Here is a 7,808-nt window from a genome sequence, read left to right as displayed (position 1 = left end):
TTCGACCCAGCCATGTTGAAAGTGGGTCAAGCCTGCTTCCAGCAGGCTTGACCACGAACATAGGATCTCGGCTCTACAGGGCTTGGACAGCCACCGTACCACCGCCGGGCATGGCCCGGCGCTACCGATAGGCGGCAGTAGATCCACGCCACGCGTGGATGCCGTCCGCCCGTCATGGGGATCCGGCTACACCATCCCGCCATTGGCGCGCAGCACCTGGCCGTTGATCCATCCGCCATCAGCGCCAGCCAGGAACGCCACCGCGCCTGCGATGTCTTCCGGCGTACCCAGTCGCTCGAGCGGATTCATCTTCGCGAGGCGATCAATCAGCTCCGGCGACTTGCCATCCAGGAACAGATCGGTGGCGGTCGGGCCCGGTGCCACCGCATTGACCGTGATGCCACGCCCGCGCAGCTCTTTGCTGAGGATCGCACCGAGCGTCTCCACCGCTGCCTTGCTGGCCGCATAGACGCTGTAGTTCTCCAGCTTGATGCCGACCACGCTGGTGGACAGGGTGACGATGCGGCCGCCGTCGCGGACCCGTCGCGCGCTTTCGCGCAGGACGTTGAACGCGCCCTTCAGGTTGATGCCCATCACCCGCTCAAACAGTGCGTCGTCGCTGTCGGCCAGGGCGGCCAGCTGCAGGACGCCGGCACTGTTGACCACCACGTCGACGCCACCGAAGCGCGCCTCGATGGCATCGAACAGCTGGCGGACGGCCTGCGGGTCGGCGACGTCGGCCTGCAGTGCGATGGCCTGGCCCCCGGCGGCGGTCAGTTCGGCCGCCAGCGCCTCAGCGTCATCGCGGCGCCCGGCGTAGTTGATGGCCACGGCATGGCCATCGGCAGCCAGGCGACGCGAGATGGCCGCGCCGATACCGCGCGAGCCACCGGTGACCAGGGCGACGGAAGGGGAGGAGGCAACGGTCATGTTCGGTTCCAGCAGGACACGCCCGATCGGCGCAGGGTCATCTTCGCGCAGTCGCGTGTCCGGATAATCTGGCATGATCCGCCAACATCATCCGGCAGGCCGAACAATGGATCGCTTCACCGCCATGCGTGCCTTCGTCCGCATCGTCGAGCGCCGCAGCTTCACCCGCGCGTCTGAAGACCTGGGCCTGCCGCGGGCCACGGTGACCGATGCGATCAAGGCGCTGGAACAGCGCCTGGGCGTGCGCCTGCTGCACCGGACCACGCGGTTGGTGGTGCCGACCCTGGAAGGCGAGGCGTTCTACGGCCGCTGCCTGCGCCTGATCGCCGACATGGACGATGCCGAGGCCGCCTTCCGTGACGTGCCGCCACGCGGCCCGCTGCGCATCGAGGTACACGGCACGCTGGGCCGCCACCTGTTGTTTCCGCACCTGCCGGACTTCCTGCAGCGCTACCCGGAGATTGAACTGGATGTCAGCGAAGGCGACCGCTACGTGGACCTGCTGCGGGAAGGCGTGGACGCGGCGCTGCGGGTCGGCAGCCTGGCCGACAGCGATCTGGCCGCGCGAAGGCTGGCCTTGCTGCGCGAAGTCACGGTGGCCTCGCCTGGCTACCTGCAGGCCCGCGGCGTGCCGGGCAGCATCGATGCCCTGCAGGACGGCCACGAAATGGTCGGCTATCGATCCAGCGCCACCGGGCAGCTGATTCCGCTGGAATTCCAGCTCGCTGGGCAGGTCCGCTACCTGCCGCTGCCGGCACGGGTGCGCGTTTCCGGCGCGGATGCGTTTCTTGGCGCAGCGCTGGCGGGGCTGGGCATCATCCAGGCGCCTCGCTACCGCATGGACCCGTACATTGCGCGCGGGCAGCTGGTCGAGCTGCTGCCGGAGGCGCCGCCCACGCCCAGTCCGCTCAGCGTGGTCTACCCGCGCAACCGCACGCCTTCTCCCCGCCTGCGGGTGTTCATCGACTGGGTGGCCGGGGTATTCGACCAGGACGGGTAGTGCCGGCCGCTGGCCGGCACCTCTGCCACGCGGGCGCAACGCAGTTGCCGGCCAGCGGCCGGCACTACCTGGCAGCACTGGCCAGCGCCTGGCTCAGACGGCCATCGCAGGAGCGTGCGCCGTGAAGTGCGGCAGCACATGCTCGGCGATCTCATGGAAGGTTTCGGCCAAGGGCCGTTCGTTGCGCCGGAACTGCAGCCCGATGTGGTCCACGCCGGCGGCTTGCATGGCCTGCAGTTCGGCCAGCAGGGCGTTGCGGCCGCCGCGCAGGCCGAAGCGCCAGCGTTGCAACGGCGCGTCCGCCTGGGCCAGCAGGTCCAGGTGGATGAAGCTGGCATAGGGCTTGTCACCCGCGACCGCACGCCACGCCGCCACACGCTGCGCATGGTCCTGCGGCGTGCCGGGGTAGGCCAGGCAACCGTCCATGTGCTGGCCGATCCACGCCGGCTGCTGCTGGGCCAGGCCGGCCACCAACAGCGGCAGCGCCGGCCCGCCCGCGGGCAGCACGTCCAACCCCTGCGGCAGGTGCGCGGCGCCGCCCTCGCGCAGCAGCGCGACCTGGTCGCGGAAGCGGCTGCCCCGGGTGTCGAAGTCACGACCGAACAGCGGGTACTCCACGGGCCGGTCGCCGCTGGCCACGCCCAGCAGCAGGCGGTCACCGCTGAGCTGCTGCACGCTGCGCGCCGACTTCAGGGTCAGCAGCGGCTCGCGGATCGGCAGGACCACCGCGCCGGTACCCAGCAGGATTTTGTCGGTGATGCCGGCCAGGTAGCCCAGGTAGGTGAACACCTCGAACACCTGCGCGGCATCGCCGAAGGCAGGGTCGTACACAGGCACGTCGCGCACCCACAGCGCGCGGAAGCCGAGGCGGTCGGCCAGCCGCGCGAGTTCGGCATGCCGCTGCAGGTCGGGTTCGCCGGGCAGGCGCCGCGCGGCGCGGCGCGCCTGTTCGCCCAGCGGCGTCCAGTCATTGTCCAGGGGGGCTTCGATGCCGATGCTGAAGCCACCGGCACGCAGACGCGTCAACGCACTGCCCATGTCGATGCGCCTCAGTCCCAGGCCGGTGCCAGGCCCGGCGGGTCGACCTCGCGGCCGTTGCGTTCCAGCGCGGCGATCGCGGCCATGTCCTCGGCATCCAGATGCAGGTCCTGGGCGAGCAGGTTGCTGGCCAGGTTCTCGCGCTTGGTCGATGAGGGAATGACGGCGTAGCCCAGCTGCAGCGCCCAGGCCAGCGCCACCTGGGCCACCGTGGCCTGGTGCTTGTCGGCGATGCGGGCCAGCACGGGGTCTTTCAGCACCTTGCCGTAGGCCAGGGTCATGTACGAGGTCACGGCGATGCCCTGGTCCTTCAGGAACGCGGTCAGCGCCGGGCTCTGCAGGTACGGGCTCAGTTCGATCTGGTTGGTGGCGATCTGGCCGGCGCCGACGACGTCGATGGCCTGGCGGGTCAGCTCGATGTTGAAGTTGGAGACGCCGATCTGCCGGGCCAGGCCCAGCGTCTTCGCTTCAGCCAGCGCGGTCATGTATTCGCGCAGCTCGACGGCGCTGCCGGGGGCGGGCCAGTGGATCAGCAGCAGGTCGACATGGTCGGTGCGCAGCTTGGCCAGGCTGTCGCGCAGGCTGGGGATCAGCGCGTCGGCGGCATGGTTGTCGACCCAGATCTTGGTGGTCAGGAACAGCTGCTCGCGCGGCACGCCGGATTCGGCGATGGCCTGGCCGACCTCGGCCTCGTTGCCGTAGATCTGCGCGGTGTCGATGGCGCGGTAGCCGACGTCGAGCGCGTTGCGCACCGAGTCGATGACGGTCTGGCCGGTCAGGCGGAAGGTGCCGACGCCAAAGGAAGGAATGCTCATGGATGGCTCCAGGCTGGAAGGGGAGCGGAGTGCTCCGACGGGGGCCAGTCTGGCGGCTTTACATTTGCCGATTAAGCCGTGTATACGGGAAACGCTTTTGCGCCGGAGTAAAGAATGAAGACCACGCTGGATGAGATGAAGGCCTTAGTCGCGGTGGTCGACAGCGGCTCGATCACCGCAGCGGCCGAGGCACTGGAGCTGACCATCTCGGCCACCAGCCGTACCCTTGCACGGCTGGAGGACAAGCTGCAGACCACGCTGCTGCGGCGGACCACCCGGCGCCTTGAACTGACCGAAGAAGGCGCGGCGTTCCTTGAGTACGCGCGTACCATCCTGGCCACGGTGGACGAGGCCGAGGAACAGATGGCCGCACGCCGCCTGCAGCCAGTGGGACGCCTGCGTGTGGATGCCGCCACGCCCTTCATGCTGCACGTGATCGTGCCCTTGCTGGCGGGCTTCCGCGAACGCTACCCGCAGGTGGAGCTGGAACTGAACTCCAACGAGGGCATCACCGACCTGATCGAGAAGCGCACCGATGTGGCGTTCCGCATCGGCGTGCTGCGTGATTCCACCCTGCACGCGCGGCCGATCGGCCACAGCCGCATCCGCGTGGTGGCCAGCCCGGACTACCTGCAGCGGCGCGGCTCGCCCAGCCGCATTGCCCAGTTGCGCGAGCATGATCTGCTGGGCTTCACCCAGCCCAGCTCGCTCAACGAATGGCCGCTGCGTGACGCCGACGGTGGCCCGTTCGTCATCCAGCCGGCCATCGCCTCGTCCAGTGGTGAAACGTTGCGGCAGATGGCCGTGGCCGGGCTGGGCATTGCCTGCCTGTCCGACTTCCTCACCCGTGAGGATCGCCGCGCAGGGCGGCTGGTGCAGCTGTTCGCGCGGCAGACCCAGGACGTGCTGCAGCCGATCAACGCGGTCTACTACCGCAACACCGCCCTGGCGGCACGCATCACCTGTTTCGTGGACCATGTGACGCAGACGCTGGGGCAACGGCCGTTCGACGAGTGATGGCGTGCGTGGGTCAGCCGACCACCAGCGTCTGTGCCTCCAGGAACGCTTCCAGTCCCCACGCGCCACTCTCGCGGCCGATGCCCGACTGCTTCATGCCGCCGAACGGGGCCATCGGCTCATGCCACAGGGTATTCACCAGCACCCGGCCGGACTGGATCTGCCGCGCCACCGCCGTCGCCCGCGCTTCATCGCTGCCGATCACCAGCGCACTCAATCCGTAGGCGGTGTCGTTGGCGATGGCCACCGCCTCTTCCTCGTCGCGGTAGCCGATCACGCACAGCACCGGCCCGAAGATTTCCTCGCGGGCAATGGTCATGTCGTTGCGCACGTCGGTGAACAGGGTAGGGCGCACGAACCAGCCCTTCTGCAGCCCCTCGGGGCGCCCTTCGCCACCGGCCAGCAGCCGCGCGCCTTCTGCGATGCCGGTCGTGATGTAGCCCTGCACGCGCTGCCACTGCCGTTCGCTGACCATCGGCCCGACCGTGGTCGCGGCATCGCGCGGGTCGCCACTGCGCACGGCGTGTACGGCAGCCGCGAGGGCACCCTCGAACGCCGTCCGGCGCGATTCGGGCACCAGGATGCGGGTGCCGGCAATGCAGGCCTGGCCACTGTTGATGAAACCGGCCTGCACGGCCAGCGCTGCGGCCGCCTGCGGGTCGGCATCGTCGAGGATCACCGTGGGCGACTTGCCGCCCAGCTCGAGGGTGACACGCTTGAAGGTGTCCGCACTGGACCGCAGGATCGCGCGGCCGGTGGCGGTGGATCCGGTGAAGGAGATCTTGGCCACGTCGGGCGATGCGCTGAGCACGGCGCCGACGTCCTGGCCCAGGCCGTTGACGATGTTGGCCACGCCGGCCGGCAGCTGCGCCGCGTGCAGCGCCTCCATCACCACCTGGGTCTGCAGCGCGGACATCTCGCTGGGCTTGATCACGGCGGTACAGCCGGCCGCCAGCGCGGTCGCAAGCTTGCCGCAGATGAAGGACGCATTGCTGTTCCAGGGCGTGATCAGGCCGGCCACGCCCACCGGCAGCAGATGCACCTGGGCCTGGCCGACGCTGCGCTGGAACGGGAAATCGGCCAGCACGCGCATCGCCTCGTCGATCACCTGCACGGGGTGCTCGACCATCCAGCGCGAACGGGCCGAGGGCGCACCGTACTCGGCCAGCACCGCCGCGTGCAGGGCATCCCGGCGCTCGGCCATCGCATCGCGGAAGCGGCCGAGCATGGCCAGGCGCTCGGCCACGCTGCGCGCGGCCTGTGCGGGAAGAGCCGCCTTGGCCGCGGCCACTGCACGTTCGGCATCGACCGCGTCGCCCAGCCGTACCGTGCCGATGACTTCTTCGGTGGCGGGGTTGTGCAGGTTGGCAAGGTGCTGGCCGTGGGACGCCACGAAAGCGCCGTTGATGAAGTGCTGGTCGATGCGTTGCATGGCCGGTTCCTGGGGAGTGAGAGGGTGTGGACAGAGTCTGGCGCTGCTCGACCGTGCGGGGAATCCGGTCTATCGTGGATGGGGTGTCCCGGTTTTCGGGATGATTGGAGGCGAGCCATGCATCGTTCCGGGCTGGTTGAACTTGATGCCGTGCTGGCCGTGGCCCTTCGCGGCAGCTTCCGTGCGGCCGCGCGCGAACTGGGCATGTCCACCTCGGCGCTGAGCCATGCCGTGGCGAACCTGGAGGCTCGCCTGCAGGCGCGCCTGTTCCACCGCACCACGCGCAGCGTGGCCCTGACCGAAGCCGGCGCACGCTACGTCGCGCGCATCGGCCCTGCGCTGGCCGAGATCCAGGCGGCGGCCGAAGAACTGCACGGCGACGCGCAGCACCCCAGTGGCGCGTTGCGCATCAGTGTTCCGCCGGAAAGCACGCGCATGCTGGCCGGGTTGGTGGCGGCCTTCGTGCAGCGCTACCCGCAGGTGCGGCTGGAGCTGTCCGCCGAGGCCCGGCTGGTGGACATCGTCGCCGATGGCTTCGATGCCGGCGTGCGCCTGCATGAGCAAGTGCCACAGGACATGGTGGCCTTGCCGCTCTATCGGCAGCAGCGCATGCGCGTGGTCGCGTCGCCTGCGTACCTGGCCGCGCACGGTACGCCGGACACGCCCGATGCGCTGGCCGGGCACGGCGCGATCCGCATGCGCCTGTCGCACGGCGGCGTGTATCGCTGGGAGCTGGAACACCGCGGCCAGGTGCTGCAGGTTGATCCACCGGCGCGCCTGGTGGTGGGTGAACTGCAGGCGGCACGGGCGGCGGCGCTGGCTGGGGTTGGCCTGGCCTTCCTGTCCGAATGGCATATCCGCGATGACCTGGACAGCGGCGCGCTGGTGCCGGTGCTGGATGCCTGGTGCCCGCCGTTCCCCGGCCTGTACCTGTACTTCCCAGGCCACCGGCACCTGCCGCCGCCGTTGAAGGCCTTCGCCGACCTGCTGCGCGAACGCGATGCACAGGGGTTGGCCCCCGACGCCGGGTAGAGGCCAACCTTGGTTGGCATGTTTTGAGCGTCCACCAAGGTGGATGACTACCGGGGGCGGTGCAGCGCCCGGCGGTTGCGGATATGCGCAGCGGCCAGCAGCACACCGCCGAAGGCGGTCGCCACGCCATGCCACACCAGCGATTCCTTCAGTGGCAGGTACAGCGAGGACGACAGCAGCGCGAACGCACCGCACGCGGCCAGGCGCAGCGGACCGGCCTGGCCATGCCGGCGCCAGCCGGACCCGGTGCTTGCCACGGCCACGCTGGACGCCACCAGGGCGAACACCCATTCCCAGCGTGACATCACCAGCAGCGCGGTCATCGCGCCGTGGGCCGGGTGCTGGAACGAACGCAGCGCCATCATCGCCGCAGGCACGAAGGCCAACAGCAGGGGCAGGGTGACGCAGTGCGCAGCGCAGGCCAGGGACAGCCAGGCGCCGGCCAGGTCGAGGCGGGGGTGCCAGCGTGCCGAAACAGGCGGCTGGGGCAATGCCCTTGCGGGCGGTGTGGGGATGTGGTCCATAATGTTACATCGTAACAACG

8 protein-coding genes are annotated in these 7,808 nt (G+C 69.5%); 3 read left to right on the top strand and 5 right to left on the bottom strand.

Features of this window, described 5'->3' with window-relative positions; all coding sequences use genetic code 11:
* Window positions 1–186 precede the first annotated feature (186 nt).
* Window positions 187–930: an SDR family oxidoreductase gene (locus AC3WL7_RS03285; RefSeq protein WP_079225234.1), complete on the bottom strand. Its 744-nt coding sequence runs from the start codon at window positions 928–930 to the stop codon at window positions 187–189.
* Between the two features lie 106 nt (window positions 931–1,036).
* On the opposite strand from AC3WL7_RS03285, the gene AC3WL7_RS03280 reads away from it, so the two are divergent.
* Window positions 1,037–1,930 carry a LysR family transcriptional regulator gene (locus AC3WL7_RS03280; RefSeq protein ID WP_492749310.1) on the top strand — a complete coding sequence of 298 codons (894 nt, stop codon included), beginning with the start codon at window positions 1,037–1,039 and terminating at the stop codon, window positions 1,928–1,930.
* A gap of 93 nt (window positions 1,931–2,023) precedes the next feature.
* Here AC3WL7_RS03280 and AC3WL7_RS03275 read toward each other — a convergent pair whose 3' ends face one another.
* Both AC3WL7_RS03275 and dkgB read right to left on the bottom strand, forming a co-directional pair.
* Entirely contained in the window at window positions 2,024–2,968 is a 945-nt protein-coding gene (locus tag AC3WL7_RS03275; protein WP_492749309.1) for a TIGR03571 family LLM class oxidoreductase, read from the bottom strand.
* Window positions 2,969–2,979: 11 nt separating this feature from the next.
* Complete coding sequence (gene dkgB / locus AC3WL7_RS03270; protein ID WP_492749308.1) at window positions 2,980–3,783, bottom strand: 2,5-didehydrogluconate reductase DkgB; 804 nt, start codon at window positions 3,781–3,783, stop codon at window positions 2,980–2,982.
* A 114-nt stretch (window positions 3,784–3,897) separates the two neighbouring features.
* Between dkgB and AC3WL7_RS03265 the strand changes: the two genes are divergently transcribed.
* Window positions 3,898–4,800, top strand: coding sequence for a LysR substrate-binding domain-containing protein (locus tag AC3WL7_RS03265; RefSeq protein WP_492749307.1), 903 nt, complete (start codon window positions 3,898–3,900; stop codon window positions 4,798–4,800).
* 13 nt (window positions 4,801–4,813) lie between these two features.
* On the opposite strand, the gene AC3WL7_RS03260 is transcribed toward AC3WL7_RS03265, so the two are convergent.
* Window positions 4,814–6,232, bottom strand: a complete 1,419-nt coding sequence (locus AC3WL7_RS03260) for an aldehyde dehydrogenase family protein (protein WP_492749306.1) — start codon at window positions 6,230–6,232, stop codon at window positions 4,814–4,816.
* Window positions 6,233–6,349: 117 nt separating this feature from the next.
* On the opposite strand from AC3WL7_RS03260, the gene AC3WL7_RS03255 reads away from it, so the two are divergent.
* The gene (locus AC3WL7_RS03255; RefSeq protein WP_492749305.1) at window positions 6,350–7,264 is read left to right on the top strand and encodes a LysR family transcriptional regulator; all 915 of its coding nucleotides are present in this window, start codon (window positions 6,350–6,352) and stop codon (window positions 7,262–7,264) included.
* A gap of 47 nt (window positions 7,265–7,311) precedes the next feature.
* Here the strand turns inward: AC3WL7_RS03255 and AC3WL7_RS03250 are convergent, their stop codons facing one another.
* A complete protein-coding gene (locus AC3WL7_RS03250; RefSeq protein ID WP_492749304.1) occupies window positions 7,312–7,788 on the bottom strand; it encodes a MerC domain-containing protein in 477 nt (158 codons plus the stop codon).
* Window positions 7,789–7,808: the final 20 nt, after the last annotated feature.

It is taken from the genome of Stenotrophomonas sp. FW305-3-2-15-E-LB1, assembly GCF_058787375.1.
This window is presented reverse-complemented; position numbering and strand designations above follow the sequence as displayed.